This window comes from Arthrobacter sp. UYEF3 (genome assembly GCF_040546245.1).
GTDB lineage: Bacteria > Actinomycetota > Actinomycetes > Actinomycetales > Micrococcaceae > Arthrobacter.
In genome coordinates this window covers 1-15,873 of sequence record NZ_JBEPNK010000005.1, presented here as the reverse complement: position 1 = coordinate 15,873, position 15,873 = coordinate 1, and the positions used below count along the sequence as shown (strand labels likewise).

Sequence of the window (15,873 nt, the reverse complement as noted above, 5' to 3'; positions counted from 1 at the left end):
AGAATAGCCGCAACACAGCCACGTTACGCAAGGAGGCGGACCTCATGGCCCGAGAACAGGTTCATCCGGACCCGGCGGGAGACGCCGCCGGCGAGCACTCCGCCCATCGGGGGATCGTGGTGGGCGTGGACGGCTCGGACCACAGCCACTGCGCCCTGGTGTGGGCCGCCCGGGAAGCGGTGCGCCGGCGTCGTCCGCTGCACATCGTGACCGCCTATTCAGTGCCGGTCTTCGCCGCTTCCGGGCTGGACGGCGGGTACGCGACAGTGGACGACTCGGTGATCCGCGAAGGCGCCGAAGCCATCCTGCAACAGGCGCTCGACAAGGTATCCGGCTACAACATTGAGGTGGACGCCTCGGTGGAGAACGGCGACGCCTCCGGAGTCCTGCTGGAGATGACCGGAACCGCCGAACTGCTGGTCTTCGGCACGCGCGGGCGAGGCGGCTTTGTGGGCCGGCTCCTCGGCTCGGTCAGCAGCGCCCTGCCCGCGCACGCCAAATGCCCGACCGTCACCGTGCCGCTAATCTGCGGCGACCGGCTGGGGGAGACCACCGATGACAAGCACATCCGGGCCGAACGGGAAAAATCCGGCCGCCAGCCGGTAGAAAACGTCGTGGTGGTGGGCGTGGACGGTTCCGAACAGGCCCGGGTTGCGGTCCTCGAAGCGGCGGCCCAAGCCGAACGCCTGTCCGCGCCGTTGCGTGTGGTCTGCGCCGTTCCGCAGTACAGCGGCTCGCTCGCTTGGGTTCCGGCGCCGATGGACCGCGAGGCACTCTTCGCCGATATCCAGGCCCAGCTCGATGCCGGGACGGTGTGGCTCAAGAGCCATTACCCCCGTCTCGAGGTCGAAACCCAACTCGTGGACGGCGCCCCGGTCGACATCCTCGTCGAGGCGAGCCGGCATGTGGAACTCGTGGTCGTGGGCACCCGCGGCCGGGGCGGTTTCGCCGGGATGCTGCTGGGATCCACCTCCGACGGCATCCTGCACCACGCCAAGGGCCCCGTGATGGTGATCCCGGACCGCGACGATCCGCGGCTGGCCGACCGGCCCAGCTTCGGACCCATGCTCGGCGACTCGTAGCACGGACCCGGACCCGGGACCGGGCGCTTCTTCATTGAATGGAGGGCCGGCAGGTGGGGCAGCAACGGCATCCCAAGGAACCACGGCGGCAACCGCGGCCCGAGCTGGTGCTCGCCCTGGAGCTGGCCGGTGCGGCGCTGCTTTCCGACGTCGGCGGTAAGGCCGCCAATCTCGGTGAACTGATTCGCGCAGGGCTGCCGGTTCCGGCCGGTTTCTGCCTGACCACGCCGGCCTACCGGCGGGCTACCTCCGCGGCCGGGCTCGACGCCGTGCTTGCCAGACTGGTTGCTGCCGCTCCGGACGACCTTCCACGGCTCGCCGCACTCGCCGGCATCGCTCGCCGCCAGGTTCTGGCCGCGGAGGTTCCCGCAGATGTCGCCGCGGCCATCCGGGACGCCTATGCGGCGCTGGGCGCCGACGTCCCGGTCGCGGTGCGGTCCTCCGCCACCGCCGAGGACCTGCCCTTCGCCAGTTTCGCCGGCCAGCAGGACACCTTCTTGAACGTGGTGGGCGTCGACGCGGTCCTGGCCGCCGTCCGGCAGTGCTGGGCCTCGCTCTGGACGGACCGCGCCGTGAGCTACCGTGCCGCCCACGGGATCAGCCCGGCAGCCGTAGCGCTCGCCGTCGTGGTCCAGCAGATGGTGGACGCAACCGTCGCCGGTGTGCTGTTCACCGCGAACCCGGTCACAGGCCGGAGGCATGAGGCGGTCATCGACGCCAGCCCCGGACTCGGTGAGGCGGTGGTCTCCGGGGCGGTCAACCCGGACCATTTCGTCGTCGACAGCGCCACCCAGAGAATCCTGGAGCGGCGCATCGGAACCAAGGGCGCAGTCATCCGGCCGATGGCGGGTGGCGGAACCGAACGGATCGTCCAGTCCGGCGCCCGCGCGAAGCCCTGCGTCGACGACGCCCAGCTCCTGGCGCTGGAGCTCCTCGGCCGCCGCGCGGAGGTGCACTTCGGTGCGCCCCAGGACCTCGAATGGGCCATCGACGGCCGCGGCGTGGCGTGGCTGACGCAGTCGCGGCCCATCACCACGCTTTACCCGTTGCCGGAGCGGCCGCGGGTCCGTGAGGGGATCCGCGTCTACGTGTGCTTCAGCCTGGCCCAGGGCCTGACCCGTCCGCTGACCCCGATGGGGCTCGCCGGCTTTCGGCTGATCGCCTCGTCCGTGGCCCGCGCGGCGCACTTCGAGGTGCCCGCACCGCTTGAGGGGCCGCCGCCGTATGTCCAGGCCGGGCAGCGGTTGTTCTTCGACCTGACCCCGGTGCTGCGCAGCGCCGTAGGCCGCGCCGTCGTGCCGCGCGCTTTCGATGTGATGGAAGCCCGCTCCGCGGTGGTGTTGCGCGAGCTCTCCGAGGACCCGCGGCTGTCCGTCACCAGCAGGTCCCCGTGGCGGCTGCTGCGGCGCATCGGACCCGTGGCGGCGCGGGCCAGGGTCCCGGAGTCGCTGCTACGCGCCCTGCTCAGGCCCGAGGCCGCCCTGCGCCGGGCGGAGCAGTTCGGCGAACGCTTCCGGGCCGCCCTGATGGTCCCTGCCGGGTCAACTGCGGTGCAGCGGCTGGACCACGCGGAGCGCATCCTGGGCCGGGAGCTCTTCCCGGTAGTGCCCAATATCCTGCCGCTTCCGGCCCTGGGCTTTGCCATGTTGGCCGCTGCCGGCAAGCTGCTGGGACCCGGAGCCGGGCCGGGGGCGCTGCAGCCAGTCCTGCGGGGACTGCCCAGCAACGTGACCACCGAGATGGACCTGGCGCTCTGGCAGCTCGCCGCAGCGATCCGGGCCGACGCCGATGCCGCGGCGCTGTTCGACGGCGCGGAGTTCGACGACGCGGAGTTCGACGGCGCGGAGTTCGACGACGCGGGGGTGGCGGAGCTGGTCCGTCGCTACCAGGCCAGGACACTGCCCGCTGTCGTGCAGTCCGGACTCGCGGGCTTCCTAGGCCGCTATGGGCACCGGGCGGTCGCGGAAATCGACCTGGGGATGCCCCGTTGGTCCGACGACCCGGCCCACATCTTCGGAGTCCTGGCCAACTACCTGCGGCTGGACGACCCCGGCGGGGCCCCGGACTTACAGTTCAGCAAGGCCGCACAGGACGCCGAGTCCCAGGTGCAGCGGCTGGCCGCCGCCGCCGGGGAGCGGGGCGGGCTGCGGGCGGTGCTGGTCCGGGCGGCGCTGAAGCGCACCCGGATGTTTGCCGGGTTGCGCGAACTTCCGAAGTACCACATCGTGGAGGCCTTGGCGGCGGTGCGCGGGCAGCTCCAGCTCATCGGGACGGAACTTGCGGCCGCCGGCCGGATCGCCGTGGCGGACGACATTTTCTTCCTTGACCTGGTCGAGGTCCGGGACGGCCTCGCCGGGAAGCCGCTGCACACCCTCGTGGCGCAGCGCCGCGAAGCCTATGGCCGCGAACTGGGACGCCGGCACATCCCGCGGGTGCTGCTCTCCGACGGGACCGAACCGGAAGCCCTTCGGCCCCGCACCGCCGGGGCGGCACACGGGACCGCCGGGGTGCTGACCGGCAGCCCCGCCTCGGCCGGCACCGCCACCGGCGCGGCCCGGGTTATCCTCGACCCGCAGGGAGCGCGGCTGGAACCCGGCGAGATCCTCGTGGCACCCTCGACCGACCCGGGCTGGACCCCGCTGTTCCTGACCGCCGGCGGACTGGTGATGGAAATGGGCGGCTCCAACTCGCACGGCGCCGTCGTCGCGCGTGAATACGGGATTCCCGCGGTTGTCGGGGTCCCGGACGCCACCTCCCTGATCGTCACCGGGCAGGGCATCACGGTCGACGGCGGCGCCGGCACCGTGGTACCGGACACCGGGCCGTCGGGTCCCTAGCTGCGGGGGGTTCATGAGCGACAGGGAGGATTCCCAAACACCCGCGGCCGGCATCGACGACCCCTGGCTCCCCGGCTGGCTGGTCAGCCGCCCGCTCACCGCCGGCTGGGTCTGGGCGGGGTTCTGGGCCGCCCTGATCGTTGCAGATGACTTCTTCGACTTCGCGGGATGGTCCTGGTACGTGCTGGTCGGGATGGCCGCGCTGCCCACCCTGCTGGCCACCATCGCTGTGCTGCAGGCCACTCCCCGCCGGTATCTCAAGCCGAGGAAGGACTCTGTGTTGGGTCACTTCTTCGTCCGCTTCCTGGCCCTCACCGCAGCGTTCCTCGTATGGGGTGTCTCGGTGGTGATGAGTGCCTCCATCTCCACCACCATCCAGTCCGTCGTCAACGCCTCCGAGCGGGAAGTCACCGCTCTGGGGTTCAACCTGCTGCTCGCCGCGGTCCCCCTCGTGGTGTCGTTGCTCTGGCTGGCCTTCATCGCCCGCTGCGCGTGGTTCCTGCGCCGTCTCCGCGGCTGGAAACAGGACCCCACGACGGCCCGGGTGCCACAAAAGTTCCTGCGCGGCAGGCCACGGCTCAGGAGAGTCACCGTCGGGCTCGCCCATCCGGGGCTGCTCCTCGTTGCGGGACTCGGGACGTCGGTACTCGCGCTCCTGCTCGGAGCGGTCGAACTAACGTTGAAGCTGTTCACCTAGCCGCGACGCAGGGCCCGGACCACGCCGGGTAGGCCGCCCGGACTAATCTGCCGTCAAATGTGCGCCGGAGAGGTGATACCGTCCCCTTCCAGGCGTAATGTTGAAAGATGAGTTGCAATAGTGGAGCGCGGTCGCGATGACCCGCCCGTGGCTGCGCTGGTTGCCGGCCGTCACCGTTCCCGCCGTGATCGCAGCCGGGGTGCTGGCGGGGTCCCTGTCGGCCAGTGCGGGAGATCCGTTGCCGGCCAAATCGCCGGAGCAGGTACTGCAGCTGATCGCCCAGCACCGCGAAACGTCCTTCTCCGGGACGCTCGAACAAACCTCCAAACTGGGCCTGCCGGAACTCCCGCAGGCCGGTCCCGGAGCATCGTCCGGGGACACCGGCTGGCTGGAGCTGTTGACCGGACCGCACACCGCCCGGGTCTACCGTGACGGGACGGATAATGCCCGCATCCAGGTCATGGATCGGCTCGCCGAGCGCGACGTCATCCGGCACGGTAACGAGCTCTGGTTCTACAACTCCAAGGACAATACCGCGGCCCATGCGGTGCTTCCGGCGGGGGCCGGAAGCCACGACCCCTCGGGGCAGGAATCCGTCCCGGCCCCGGACACGCTGGCCGAAGATCTCCTGGCCAAGCTCGACCAGAGCAGCGACGTGACGGTCGGCGCGGATGTCCAGGTGGCCGGGCGCACCGCGTACCAGCTGATGCTCACGCCGAAGTCTTCCTCCACGCTGTTGGCCTCCGTGGCAATTTCGGTGGACGGCCAGAGCGGGATGCCGCTCGGCGTCGAACTGAAGGCCCGCGGCCAGTCCGACCCGGCGTTCCGCGTCGCGTTCACTAAGCTCTCGCTCGAGGCCCCGGACGCGGCCATCTTCCAGTTCAGTCCGCCGCCCGGTGCCACGGTCAAGGAAATCCCGGTCCAGGACCATAAGTCGACCGCTCCCAGGGACCGGCCGGCGGCAAAGGACAGCCGGCACAACGTCAGTGGAACCGGTTGGGAATCCGTCGTCGAACTCCCGGCCGGTGCGTGGGCCAAGGCCCCGGTACAGCAGCCGGCGCAGCAGCCGGGCCAGTCCGGCAACGTTGCGTCACTGCTGGCCCAGGCGACCGTCCCGGTGGCCGGCGGCAGGCTGCTTTCCACCGCCCTGGTGAACGTGCTGATCCTCGACGACGGCCGTATCTTCGCAGGGTCCGTCCCGCTCGACCGGCTCCAGGCCGCGGCCGCCGCCCGGTGACAGCCGCCACGTCGACCACTGAACTCAGCATCGAGACCCATGGTCTGAGCAAACGCTTCGGCCGGCAGTTGGCGGTCGACGGCGTCGACCTGGCGGTGCCGAAAGGCTCCGTCTTTGGTTTCCTGGGCCCCAACGGCTCGGGCAAGACCACCACCATCCGGATCATGCTGGGCCTGGCCTCCGCGTCGAGCGGCTCGGTGCGCGTCCTGGGCGAAGACATGCCGCGGCAGTTGCTTACCGTGCTGCCGCGGGTGGGCGCCCTGGTTGAAGGGCCGGCCTTCTATCCGTTCCTCTCCGGAGCCGCGAACCTGCTCCGTTTCGACGCGGCAGATCCGCAAGCCCCGGCCGGCACACGGCGCGCACGGGTCCGGACGGCGCTCGATCGGGTGGGCCTGGCGCACGCCGCGGACAAGAAGGTCCGGGCCTATTCGCTGGGCATGAAGCAGCGGCTGGGCATCGCCAACGCCCTGCTGGCACCCCGGGAGCTGCTGGTGCTGGATGAGCCGACCAACGGACTGGACCCGCAGGGCACCCGCGAGGTACGCCATCTGGTACGGTCCCTCGCCGCGGACGGCGCCACGGTGTTCGTCTCCAGCCACCTGCTCGCCGAGGTGGAACAGATCTGCACCCACGCGGCCATCATGAGCGCCGGACGGCTCGTGGCGCAGGGCACACTGCCGGAACTGCGGCAGACCGGACTCACCCGGATCCGCCTGCTGACCCCTGACCCCGCCGCCGCCGCCCGGGTCCTGGCGGGGCTGGGGCTGCCGCCCGACGGCGCCCCCGCCGCAGGCGGTGTCCGTGAAGCCGATCTCCGCGCAGACGGCACGGGGAACGGCGCAGTGCTGTACGCGCCGCTGCCCGACGGCGCCGGAAACGGCGCCCTCGCGCCCGAAGCAGTGGTGGCGGCGCTGGTCGCGGCCGGTGTCCGGGTCCGCGGCTTTGCCCTCGAGCAGGGCAGCCTCGAGGACCGTTTTGTCGAGTTGACCGGGGAGGGCTTCGAGGTTGCCAGGTAAGCCGAGCGTAAGCAGCGCCCCGGACGGGCCCCGGGCACCGGGATGGCGGTTGCTCGGCTCCGAGTTGGCGGTGCTGTTCCGCCGCCGCCGGACGTGGGCCATGTTGCTGGCCCTCGACGCCATCCCGGTGCTGATCGCTCTGGCCGTTCGGCTCTCCTCCGCGGTGCCGGCCGGCCGCGGACCGGCGTTTCTGGACCGGATCAGCCAGAACGGGTTGTTCGTCGGCGTCACCGCCATGCTGGTGGCCGTCCCGCTCTTCCTGCCCCTAACCGTCGGGGTGGTCGCGGGCGATACCCTGGCCGGCGAGGCCGGGCTCGGGACCCTGCGGTATCTGCTGGCGGCGCCGGCCGGACGCGGGCGGCTGTTGTTGGTCAAATATGGCGGCGCTGTCGTTTTCGCGGCGGCGGCCCCGCTCACGGTGGCACTCGTCGGCGCCGGCATCGGAGCGGCACTCTTTCCGGTGGGTCCCGTGACCCTGCTCTCCGGCGACACGATCGGCGCGGCTGATGCCTTGGGGCGGCTGCTGCTGATCGCCGCCTACCTCGCAGTATCCCTGGTGGGGCTCTCCGCCATCGGACTGTTCATGTCCAGCCTCACGGACGTGCCCGTCGGCGCAATGGCGGCCACCGTCGTGCTCGCTGTCATCGCCCAGGTCGCGGATGCGCTGCCGCAACTGGAATGGCTGCATCCGTGGCTCTTCAGCCATCGCTGGCTCGACTTCGCGGATTTGCTGCGCCAGCCGGTCGCTTGGGACACTTTCGCCGCCAACGCGCTCCTGCAGGCCGGGTACGTGGCCGTGTTCGGAGCCCTCGCCTACGCCAAATTCGCCACGAAAGACGTGCTCTCCTAGGCTTCCGGGATCAGTACCGGGCGGCGTACGGGTACAGCTGCATCCCGGACATGGACGCGAGATCAGTCACGGTAATCCCGCTGGACGGGTTCAGTGCCTGGACCACGCGCCCGCCGCCAAGGTAGATGGCCACGTGGTAGAAGCCCGGCGCCGAGCCCCAGACCAACAGGTCCCCGGGCTGGGCCGCGGCCAGCGGCACATGCACCGGAGCCTGCGCGAACTGCTGGGCCGCCGTGCGGGGCAGGCTCTTGCCAGCCGCAGCGAACGCGGCCTGGACCAGTCCTGAGCAGTCAAAACCGTAGGCGCCGGTTCCGCCGTAGTCGTAGAAATAGGGCGCGCCCACCTTGCCGAGAGCGACGGAGATGGCCGTCTGGTTGGAGCCGCCGGGGGCAGGAGCCGGCGGGGTTATAGGAGCCGGAGCCGGAGCCGGAGCGGGAGCCGGAGCGGGGGCGGGGACCGGCGGCGCAGGTGCTGGTGCTGGTTCAACAGGTGCCGGATTGGCAGGGCCGGGCGGGGCCGTGCCGGAGGCCGGAGGAGCGGGCGGCGCAGGTTGCACCACGGCCGGCGGGGCCGGAGCGGGCGCCGGCTGGCCGCCGCCGGCCGGCTTCGGGCTGTTCCCCGGGTCCGCCGTGACAACCGCGAGGCGGGCCTGTTGGCGCTGCCGGTCCAGCGCATCCACCCGCGCCGACTCCAGCGCCACGGTAGTGTTCCGCAGCGTGGCAAGTTGGTCCACCAGGACCGTCCGTTGTGCCGCGGCGTCAGACACGGCCTGTTGCCGGGCGTCGTCGGCGCGCCGGGCGTCGGTCTTGCGCGATTCCGCGGTGCGGGCGGCGTCGTCGGCGGCACGGTCCGCCTCCGCCGCGGCGTCCTTGGACGACTTCGTGGCGGCGGCAGCGGTCTCCGCGGCCTGGAAGGCGCGGGTGCGGCCGGCGGCCAGCGCTTCGAGCGTGGCGGCCTGCTGCAGCGACTTGCCGTCTCCTCCGATCAGGCTGCCAAGCCCAGGCGTCATGCCGCCGTTGCGGTAAAGATCTCCGGCCAGCTGGCCGATCAGTTTGCGCGCCTTCGCCTGCTCATTTTCGGCGGAAGCCGCCCTGGCTGCCGCCAGCGCGGCGGCGTCCCGGCGGATTTGGAGCTCCACCAGGGCATCCGCGTAGGCGTTGTTGGCGGCGAGCGAGGTCGCCAGCCCGTCCTCCTGGGCTGCGGCCGCGTCCGCCAGGAGCCGGTCGATCCGGGTGACCTGGTCCGCCGTCGCGCTTTCACTGGACTTTGCCGCGGCTATCTCCTCGGGGGAGGGGAGATCCTGCGTGGCCGGGGCCCTCAGGCCGGGAACGGCTGCCACTACGGCGGGCGCGGCCTGGGCCGGGATCGCCATCGATCCGAGCAGTACGACGGCGGTGCACAGGGCGGCGGCCCTGCCGCCGGGTCCGGTCCAACTCATGGAAAACCTCGCTGCAGTCAGGCTGGCGCGAGCGAGGTAGGAATTGTGGCACGAGGAAGTGCCCCTCTATGGATCGCCCAGCAGGGACGAGGCTACGTGCCAATCACCACTTTGGCAACAAGAGTCACACCAATAACATAAACAACACGCATGTGATTTGGCGCGCAGGTGCACCGGCGTGTCGGGCCGCACGGGGCGGGTGGCGCCTCAGGCGTGCTGGTGGGTCTCGTGCTCCGCGTGGCTGGTGGGTTCGAGCTGGAAGGTGCAGTGCTCGGTGTCAAAATGCGAGCCGAGGCAGGTGACCAGCTTGTCCAGCACGCGGTCCGCCCCGAGTGCCCCCATCGCCGCATCCTCGACCACCACATGGGCGGAAAACACCGGGACCCCGGAGGTGATGGTCCAGATGTGGATGTCGTGGACGGACACAACGCCGTCCACGGCCAGGATGTGTTCGCGGATCATCTTGACGTCCACGCCCTTGGGGGTGGCCTCGAGGAGCACGTCCACGACGTCGCGGAGCAGGTGCCAGGCCCGGGGAAGGATCATGAGGGCGATCAGGATCGAGGCGATGGTGTCCGCGGCCTGATATCCGGTGGCCATGATGACAATGGCGGCGACAATGACGGCGAAGGAGCCCAGCAGGTCGCCCAGGACCTCGAGGTAGGCGCCGCGGACGTTGAGGCTTTCCTTTTGGGCCCCGCGCAGAATCAGCAGCGAGACCAGGTTGGCGACGGCACCGATGACGGCCGCGAAGAGCATGACGCCGGTCTGCACCTCAGGGGCCGAGCCGATCCGCCGGAGCGCCTCGGTGAAGATGACCACCGAGATGACAATCAGGACCAGGGCGTTGGCCAGCGCGGCAAGGACCTCGGCCCGCTGATAGCCGTAGGTCCGCTGGTCGCTCGCCGGCCTGGTGGCGATCCAGGCGGCCAGCAGCGCGATGAACACTCCGGCGGCGTCGGACAGCATGTGCCCGGCGTCGGCCAGCAATGCCAGCGACCCGGAGACCAGGGCGCCGGCAACCTGGATCAAGACCACCGCGAGAGTGATCAGCAGGACGGCGACCAGGCGCTTGCGGTGTTTTGCAGTGCCGGTGCCAGAGGCCGTGATGCCGTGCGAATGGCTGTGGTCGTGTCCCATGTGACCAAGGCTAGTCGCACGAAGGGCGGTTGGCTGAGTGGGGCTAGCCCCAGCCGAGCTCGTGCAGCCGGTCATCGCTGATGCCGAAGTGGTGCGCGATCTCGTGGACCACTGTCACCGTCACTTCCTCAACCACGTCCTCGCGGGTGGCGCACAGGTCCAGGATCGGCCGGCGGTAGATGGTGATCCGGTCCGGCAGTGAGCCGGCGTCCCACCAGGAGTCCCGCTCGGTCAGCGGCACGCCCTCGTAGAGGCCCAGTAGCACCGTGTCCGGGTCCTCGCCGGGCTGCGGTGTGTAGTCGTCCTCGATGAAGACAGCCACATTGTTCATGGTCTGCGCCAGGTCCGGCGGGATCCGGTCCAGGGCGTCACTAACCGCGGCCTCAAACTCGTCCTCGGACATCGGGAACGGTCCGGTACCGGCGGCTTCTTCGCAGTCGTCGTTTCTGTCGGGCACGATCGGCAGGCCGGGAGGCAGGGAAGCGGGCATACCAGAACCTTATGCCCCCGGGTTTGACCCGGCAGTCGGGGCCGGCCGCGGACGGGAACGACGGCGGGTCAGGGCGACGCCGGCGAGGCAGATCAAACCGCCCACCAGGCCCCAGCTGGTGGGAATCTCGCCCAGCACCAGCCAGGAGATCAGGATCGTAGTGCCGGGCACCAGATACGTCGTGGCGGCGAGCCTGCCGGCGTCGATCAGGGAGAGCGCGTAGGCCCAGGTGGTGAACGCGATCGCGGTCGGGAAAACGCCGAGGTAGACCAGGCCCAGGGCCGCGGGCAGCGGGGCGGCCTGCAGTTCAGCTACGAGCTGGCCGCTGAAGGGCAGGCAGCAGACGGCGCCCACCATGATGCCAAACCACGTCGCCTGGGCCGCCGGGAACTTCCTGAGCACCGGCTTCTGCACGATCACGCTCACTGCCGCGAGGGCGGCCGCGAGCAGGCAGAGCAGCACGCCGGCCACGTCCGCCGTCGACCGCTGGCCGGAGCCGAGGGCGATGACGGCGACGCCGCTGAACGCGACCAGGCTGCCGATGATCAGCCAGCGCGGAAAGCCTTCCTTGAGGATGATCCCGGCCATGACGGCGACGAGGATGGGGTTGACGTTGATCAGCAGGGCCGCCGTGCCCGCGTCGAGCATGTGCTCGGCGGCGTTCAGGGCCACGTTGTAGCCGCCAAACCACATCACGCCGTACGCCAGGATAGGCCACCACTCGCGGCCCCTGGGGAATGCGGCGGCCTTGCGGAGCTGCGGCAGCACCACCAGGCCCAGCACGACGGCCGCCACGGCCAGACGGCCCAGGGTCAGCGGCCCGGGCGAGAAGCTGGGCCCCACCGCGCGGATGCCCACGAAGGCTGATGCCCAGAGCACCACGGTGACGACGACGGCGGCGATCCCGAGCCTGCTGATCTGTCCCGGCCGGGGCGCAGGCCGGACTGTGGCCGGCTGGGCTCCGCCCGGCTGGGCTCCGCCCGGCTGGTCGGGAGGGGAGGACGTGCCGTGCGTGCTGTCCGGATGTGGGCTGTCCGGGAGGGGGGAGCCGGTCTCGGCGGTTGTTGCCATGCTGCCAATTTAGCTTGCGCGGTGGTCCGGCAGCTGGCGGAAATCGGTCAGGTCTAGTCGAGTTCCTGCCAATATGCGGCCACTGCGCCGGGAAGCCTCACAGGAGCACGCGTGCGGCCGCCTGGACAGCTTCCGCGACTTCGCTGAGCGCCGCTGAGCCGCGCCGCCATTGTTGCCAGTAGAGGGCGACATCGACATGGGCGCGGGGTGCGAACGCCTCGAGCGTCCCGATACGGAGGTCCTCACCGATTTCGATTTCGGGCATCATGCCCCAGCCCATGCCCCAGCGGATCGCATCGCCAAATTCTTGGGCGGCTGGCACATAATGCCGCGGCGCATGATGGGGTGGGCGGCTGAAACGGCGCAGCCAGCGGTCCTGAAGATCGTCCTTGCGGTCGTAGACCAGCACGGGGGCCTTGGACAACGCCGCCGCGGTGACGCCGGACTCAAACCAGCGGTGGGAGAAGGCCGGCGCGCACACGGGCAGGTAACGCATGGTGCCCAGCTTGCGTGAGGAACACCCCGGCACGGGCGCGGCTGTCGCCGTGATCGCGGCGGCCGCGGCGCCCGCACGCAGAAGGTCAAGTGAGTGTTCCTGGTCCTCCCGGAGGATCTCCAGCTGGATGCTGTCGCCGGCGGCCGCGAGGCCGGCTAGCGCCCAGGTGTGCAATGAATCGCTGTTGATCACCAGCGTCAGGCGTGTCCGCCCACGGGAGTCCTCCGGCTGTAACTCGTCCGCGAGGTCTGCGGAGAGCAACTCCAACTGCCGGGCAAACCGCACGACGGCCTGACCCGACTGCGTGAGCCCCGCCGGCCGCGCCCGGGTCAGCACCGGGCGACCGATGGCGGCCTCGAGGGCGCGGATCCGCTGGCTGATCGCCGAGGGTGTCACGGATAAGTGGGCCGCTGCGGCGTCGAAGCTGCCGTGGGTGATGATTGCCGCCAGCGTCCTGGCCTGCTCGGGGGAAATATCAATCATTAGCTCATCTTATGTAAGAGCAGAAAGATTATCTGGTTTGATCTTGGATTGCGCCCTACCGTGGGAAGGGTGATCCTTCCCCTCTTGTCGGGCCTTTCCACCGGCCTGTCACTCATTGTTGCCATCGGGGCCCAGAACGCGTTTGTCCTCCGCCAAGGCATCCGGCGCTCGCACGTCGGCATGGTGGTGGCGGTGTGCGCGGTCTCGGATCTGTTGCTGATCCTGCTTGGAGTCGCGGGCATCGGCGTCCTCCTGGAGCGGGCGCCCTCCGCCCTCGGGGTGATCCGGTGGGTCGGGGCCGCATTCCTCTTCGCCTACGGAGCGCTGGCGGGCTGGCGTGCGGTCCGCGGTGAGCAGATGGGCCAGACCGGAGACCGGCCGGCCGGCAGCAGGGCAGCCGTTCTGGGCGCCTGCCTGGCCTTCACCTGGCTCAATCCGCACGTCTACTTGGACACCGTGTTGCTGCTCGGGTCGCTCGCGGCAGCCCAGGGTGAGTCCGGGCGCTGGTGGTTCGCCGCCGGGGCCGGCCTTGGAAGCATTGCCTGGTTCACTGCCCTGGGCGCGGGGGCACGCTTCCTGACGTCACTGTTCCGGCGACGGGCGGCGTGGCGGGTGCTCGACGCCGGAATTGCCGTAATGATGACCACCCTCGGCGTTCTGGTGCTCGCCTGAGCGCCGTGCCTGCCAGACGGACCCGGCCGCTACTTCCTGCCGCCTGTCCACTCGAGCAGCCGATCCACCGGCCAGGTGGTGATGATCCGTTCCGGAGGCACGCCGTTCCGGGCGGCCCGCTCCGCCCCGTATTGCAGGAAGTCGAGCTGGCCGGGGGCATGCGCATCGCTGTCTATGCTGAAAAGGCAGCCCGCATCGAGCGCCGTCTGAATCAGCTCGTCCGGCGGGTCCTGACGCTCCGGCCGGGCATTGATCTCGACGGCGACCCCGCGCTCCGCGCACGCCGCAAAAACCCGCTTCGCGTCAAACTCCGACGGTGGACGCGTCCCCCGTGAGCCGTTCAGGAGCCGGCCGGTGCAGTGGCCCAGAACCCTGGTATGGGGGTCTTCGATGCCGCCGAGCATCCGCCGCGTCATGGTTCGGCTGTCCGACCGGAGCTTCGAGTGCACGCTCGCCACCACCACGTCCAGCCGGTCCAGCAGTTCGGGGGTCTGGTCCAGCTTGCCGTCCTCCAGGATGTCGACTTCGATGCCGGCGAGCAGGCGGACCTCGGGGCGGCCGGCGTCCGTGCCGGCTGTCTCGTTCTGCGCAGCCTCGATCCCGGCGAGCAGGTCCAGCTGCTCGCTGAGGCGTTCGGCGCTCAGCCCGTTGGCGATCTTCAACGTGGGGGAGTGGTCGGTCAGGGCTACGTATTCGCGGCCCAGCGTTCGGGCTGCTTCCACCATGGACTCGATCGACGAACCGCCGTCGGACCAGTTACTGTGCACGTGCAGGTCCCCGCGCAGGCATGCCAGCAGCTCGCGACCGCCTTCAACGAGCGGCACGGCGCCGCGTTCCCGCAGGCCGGCGAGGTAGTCGGGGATCCCGCCGTCGACCGCCTGTGCGATCACCTCGAACGTGCGTTCGCCGATCCCCTTCATGCCCTTGAGCCGGCCGTCGCGCCGTCGGGCCGCAACTTCTTCGGGGGAGAGGCCGGCAATGACGTCGGCCGCCTTGCGGAAGGCCTGCACCTTGAAGGTGGTGGCGCGTTCGCGTTCAAGCCAGAAAGCGATCTCATTGAGGGCAGCGGTGGCGTCCATCTGACCATCATCCACACAGCTGCACCGAGCTTGTCCAGAGCATATTCCCGGGTTGTGGGGTGGATTTTGGAGATTCCGGAAGTTGCCCCTATAGTTTTATAGGTCCAGTTCGGACGAACCCGAAGGGGACAAAAACGGAAGGCTTCGGCCCTAAATTTTTTCCTTTTCAGTTGCGGGTTTTACCGGATGGCGTCCTGGCCCCCATCGTCTAGCGGCCTAGGACACCGCCCTTTCACGGCGGCGGCACGGGTTCGAATCCCGTTGGGGGTACGCAAGGAATTGGTGAGGCCGGATGAAATAGTCTGGTAAGCTTGAGTCCTTGAAAAAATGCGGTAGCGATACTGCAGGCAGCAAGAAACAGTAGTAAAAGTAAGGCCCTGTAGCGCAGTTGGTTAGCGCGCCGCCCTGTCACGGCGGAGGTCGCGGGTTCAAGTCCCGTCAGGGTCGCTCTGATGGCCGGAAGAAATTCCGGCTGTCATGGTGACATGTCACCTAGGCTCTGTAGCTCAGTTGGTAGAGCGTTCGACTGAAAATCGAAAGGTCACCGGATCGACGCCGGTCGGAGCCACCAGCTAGAACCCCGCAGTTCCCAGTCTTTACACGGGATCTGCGGGGTTTTTTCGTCGTGCCATGAACTTTAGGTTCAGCGTTGATCAGCCAGAGTCAGCCGTGTTTTGATGCGAACCTCTGGTATTACCTCGGTAGAAGCTCACTGGAGTGAGCGCGCAGATGCCTGGATGCGAGCGGCTCCGCTCTGGATCGGGGAGAACCCGACCTGTTAGCCGGCGTCCGAACCAACCTGGATGTCAGGAATGATCCTGCTCCTGCGTCGGGTAAATCCGGTGGATGGCCAGGCCCGAGTGCGAGAGCCGAAAGACGAACATATGGCACTTCGTCTTCACCCCGTTCAGCACCACCCCGACCTCACCGAAGTCCACCTCCGCCTCAGCGCCCGGGGCATGTTCCTGTGAAAACTCTCCACCCGGCGGCCGGTCTCAACATCCACCTGGGCCCGGCGGACCCGGACGCAGTCACGCACCGACGAATACGACAACTCCTCTGCGCCGTGCTCCCCAACGAGCCGAGCCAGGACCCTGCGGGCAGTATGGCGCTGCTTCGGCGGCGCCGTCGCATCAATCGCTGCCCTGAATGGCTCCAACCGCCACGCCGCCCCCTGCCTTGGCTGGCGTGGGACTGTGGAAATAACGGTGTATCCGGCCCAACACGCCAGGCCGTGAGCCTGGCGGGAAGGAGCCGATATGACGGCGACACTGGATGCTGTGAA

General features: G+C 69.3%; 13 protein-coding genes, 3 tRNA genes and 1 pseudogene. 10 read left to right on the top strand and 7 right to left on the bottom strand.

Translation table 11 applies throughout. The features are described 5' to 3' along the window. The first annotated feature begins 44 nt into the window (after positions 1–44). The 6 genes from ABIB14_RS04840 (at position 45) to ABIB14_RS04815 (ending at position 7,719) form a co-directional block, all read left to right on the top strand. Positions 45–1,082, top strand: coding sequence for a universal stress protein (locus ABIB14_RS04840; RefSeq protein ID WP_354234471.1), 1,038 nt, complete (start codon positions 45–47; stop codon positions 1,080–1,082). A 38-nt stretch (positions 1,083–1,120) separates the two neighbouring features. Continuing rightward, positions 1,121–3,919 carry a PEP/pyruvate-binding domain-containing protein gene (locus ABIB14_RS04835; protein WP_502909608.1) on the top strand — a complete coding sequence of 933 codons (2,799 nt, stop codon included), beginning with the start codon at positions 1,121–1,123 and terminating at the stop codon, positions 3,917–3,919. A gap of 13 nt (positions 3,920–3,932) precedes the next feature. Beyond that, the gene (locus ABIB14_RS04830; protein ID WP_354234469.1) at positions 3,933–4,616 is read left to right on the top strand and encodes a hypothetical protein; all 684 of its coding nucleotides are present in this window, start codon (positions 3,933–3,935) and stop codon (positions 4,614–4,616) included. A gap of 136 nt (positions 4,617–4,752) precedes the next feature. Beyond that, positions 4,753–5,853, top strand: a complete 1,101-nt coding sequence (locus ABIB14_RS04825) for a LolA family protein (protein WP_354234467.1) — start codon at positions 4,753–4,755, stop codon at positions 5,851–5,853. Beyond that, positions 5,850–6,869, top strand: coding sequence for an ABC transporter ATP-binding protein (locus tag ABIB14_RS04820; protein WP_354234465.1), 1,020 nt, complete (start codon positions 5,850–5,852; stop codon positions 6,867–6,869). Before ABIB14_RS04825 ends, ABIB14_RS04820 begins: the two co-directional genes overlap by 4 nt. After that, the gene (locus ABIB14_RS04815) at positions 6,859–7,719 is read left to right on the top strand and encodes an ABC transporter permease (RefSeq protein WP_354234463.1); all 861 of its coding nucleotides are present in this window, start codon (positions 6,859–6,861) and stop codon (positions 7,717–7,719) included. Before ABIB14_RS04820 ends, ABIB14_RS04815 begins: the two co-directional genes overlap by 11 nt. A gap of 10 nt (positions 7,720–7,729) precedes the next feature. Here ABIB14_RS04815 and ABIB14_RS04810 read toward each other — a convergent pair whose 3' ends face one another. The 5 genes from ABIB14_RS04810 to ABIB14_RS04790 form a co-directional block, all read right to left on the bottom strand. Continuing rightward, a complete protein-coding gene (locus tag ABIB14_RS04810) occupies positions 7,730–9,157 on the bottom strand; it encodes a C40 family peptidase (protein ID WP_354234461.1) in 1,428 nt (475 codons plus the stop codon). 207 nt (positions 9,158–9,364) lie between these two features. Continuing rightward, positions 9,365–10,297 (bottom strand): cation diffusion facilitator family transporter, encoded by a 933-nt coding sequence (locus tag ABIB14_RS04805; protein ID WP_354234459.1) that lies wholly within the window; start codon positions 10,295–10,297, stop codon positions 9,365–9,367. A gap of 43 nt (positions 10,298–10,340) precedes the next feature. Beyond that, positions 10,341–10,787: a metallopeptidase family protein gene (locus ABIB14_RS04800; protein ID WP_354234458.1), complete on the bottom strand. Its 447-nt coding sequence runs from the start codon at positions 10,785–10,787 to the stop codon at positions 10,341–10,343. 9 nt (positions 10,788–10,796) lie between these two features. After that, a complete protein-coding gene (locus ABIB14_RS04795) occupies positions 10,797–11,858 on the bottom strand; it encodes a DMT family transporter (protein WP_354234457.1) in 1,062 nt (353 codons plus the stop codon). A 97-nt stretch (positions 11,859–11,955) separates the two neighbouring features. Further along, complete coding sequence (locus ABIB14_RS04790) at positions 11,956–12,837, bottom strand: ArgP/LysG family DNA-binding transcriptional regulator (protein ID WP_354234456.1); 882 nt, start codon at positions 12,835–12,837, stop codon at positions 11,956–11,958. Positions 12,838–12,906: 69 nt separating this feature from the next. Here ABIB14_RS04790 and ABIB14_RS04785 point away from each other — a divergent pair, with 69 nt between their 5' ends. After that, positions 12,907–13,509 (top strand): LysE/ArgO family amino acid transporter, encoded by a 603-nt coding sequence (locus ABIB14_RS04785; RefSeq protein WP_354234455.1) that lies wholly within the window; start codon positions 12,907–12,909, stop codon positions 13,507–13,509. Positions 13,510–13,538: 29 nt separating this feature from the next. Here ABIB14_RS04785 and ABIB14_RS04780 read toward each other — a convergent pair whose 3' ends face one another. Next, a complete protein-coding gene (locus tag ABIB14_RS04780; protein ID WP_354234454.1) occupies positions 13,539–14,588 on the bottom strand; it encodes a PHP domain-containing protein in 1,050 nt (349 codons plus the stop codon). A gap of 197 nt (positions 14,589–14,785) precedes the next feature. Here ABIB14_RS04780 and ABIB14_RS04775 point away from each other — a divergent pair. From ABIB14_RS04775 to ABIB14_RS04765, 3 genes are all read left to right on the top strand, one after another. Next, positions 14,786–14,858: transfer RNA gene (locus tag ABIB14_RS04775), tRNA-Glu, on the top strand. Between the two features lie 103 nt (positions 14,859–14,961). Then, positions 14,962–15,035 (top strand) — tRNA-Asp (locus tag ABIB14_RS04770). 48 nt (positions 15,036–15,083) lie between these two features. Beyond that, positions 15,084–15,159 (top strand) — tRNA-Phe (locus ABIB14_RS04765). Between the two features lie 244 nt (positions 15,160–15,403). Here ABIB14_RS04765 and ABIB14_RS04760 read toward each other — a convergent pair. Next, positions 15,404–15,756 (bottom strand): annotated as a pseudogene (locus tag ABIB14_RS04760) (IS21 family transposase); the annotation flags it as partial. Positions 15,757–15,873: the final 117 nt, after the last annotated feature.

Coding starts and splice junctions, on each gene's coding strand:
- ABIB14_RS04830 (WP_354234469.1), top strand. CDS start 3,933: ATGAGCGACAGGGAGGATTCCCAAACACCCGCGGCCGGCATCGACGAC.
- ABIB14_RS04800 (WP_354234458.1), bottom strand. CDS start 10,787: ATGCCCGCTTCCCTGCCTCCCGGCCTGCCGATCGTGCCCGACAGAAAC.
- ABIB14_RS04840 (WP_354234471.1), top strand. CDS start 45: ATGGCCCGAGAACAGGTTCATCCGGACCCGGCGGGAGACGCCGCCGGC.
- ABIB14_RS04805 (WP_354234459.1), bottom strand. CDS start 10,297: ATGGGACACGACCACAGCCATTCGCACGGCATCACGGCCTCTGGCACC.
- ABIB14_RS04810 (WP_354234461.1), bottom strand. CDS start 9,157: ATGAGTTGGACCGGACCCGGCGGCAGGGCCGCCGCCCTGTGCACCGCC.
- ABIB14_RS04790 (WP_354234456.1), bottom strand. CDS start 12,837: ATGATTGATATTTCCCCCGAGCAGGCCAGGACGCTGGCGGCAATCATC.
- ABIB14_RS04825 (WP_354234467.1), top strand. CDS start 4,753: ATGACCCGCCCGTGGCTGCGCTGGTTGCCGGCCGTCACCGTTCCCGCC.
- ABIB14_RS04780 (WP_354234454.1), bottom strand. CDS start 14,588: ATGGACGCCACCGCTGCCCTCAATGAGATCGCTTTCTGGCTTGAACGC.
- ABIB14_RS04795 (WP_354234457.1), bottom strand. CDS start 11,858: ATGGCAACAACCGCCGAGACCGGCTCCCCCCTCCCGGACAGCCCACAT.
- ABIB14_RS04835 (WP_502909608.1), top strand. CDS start 1,121: ATGGAGGGCCGGCAGGTGGGGCAGCAACGGCATCCCAAGGAACCACGG.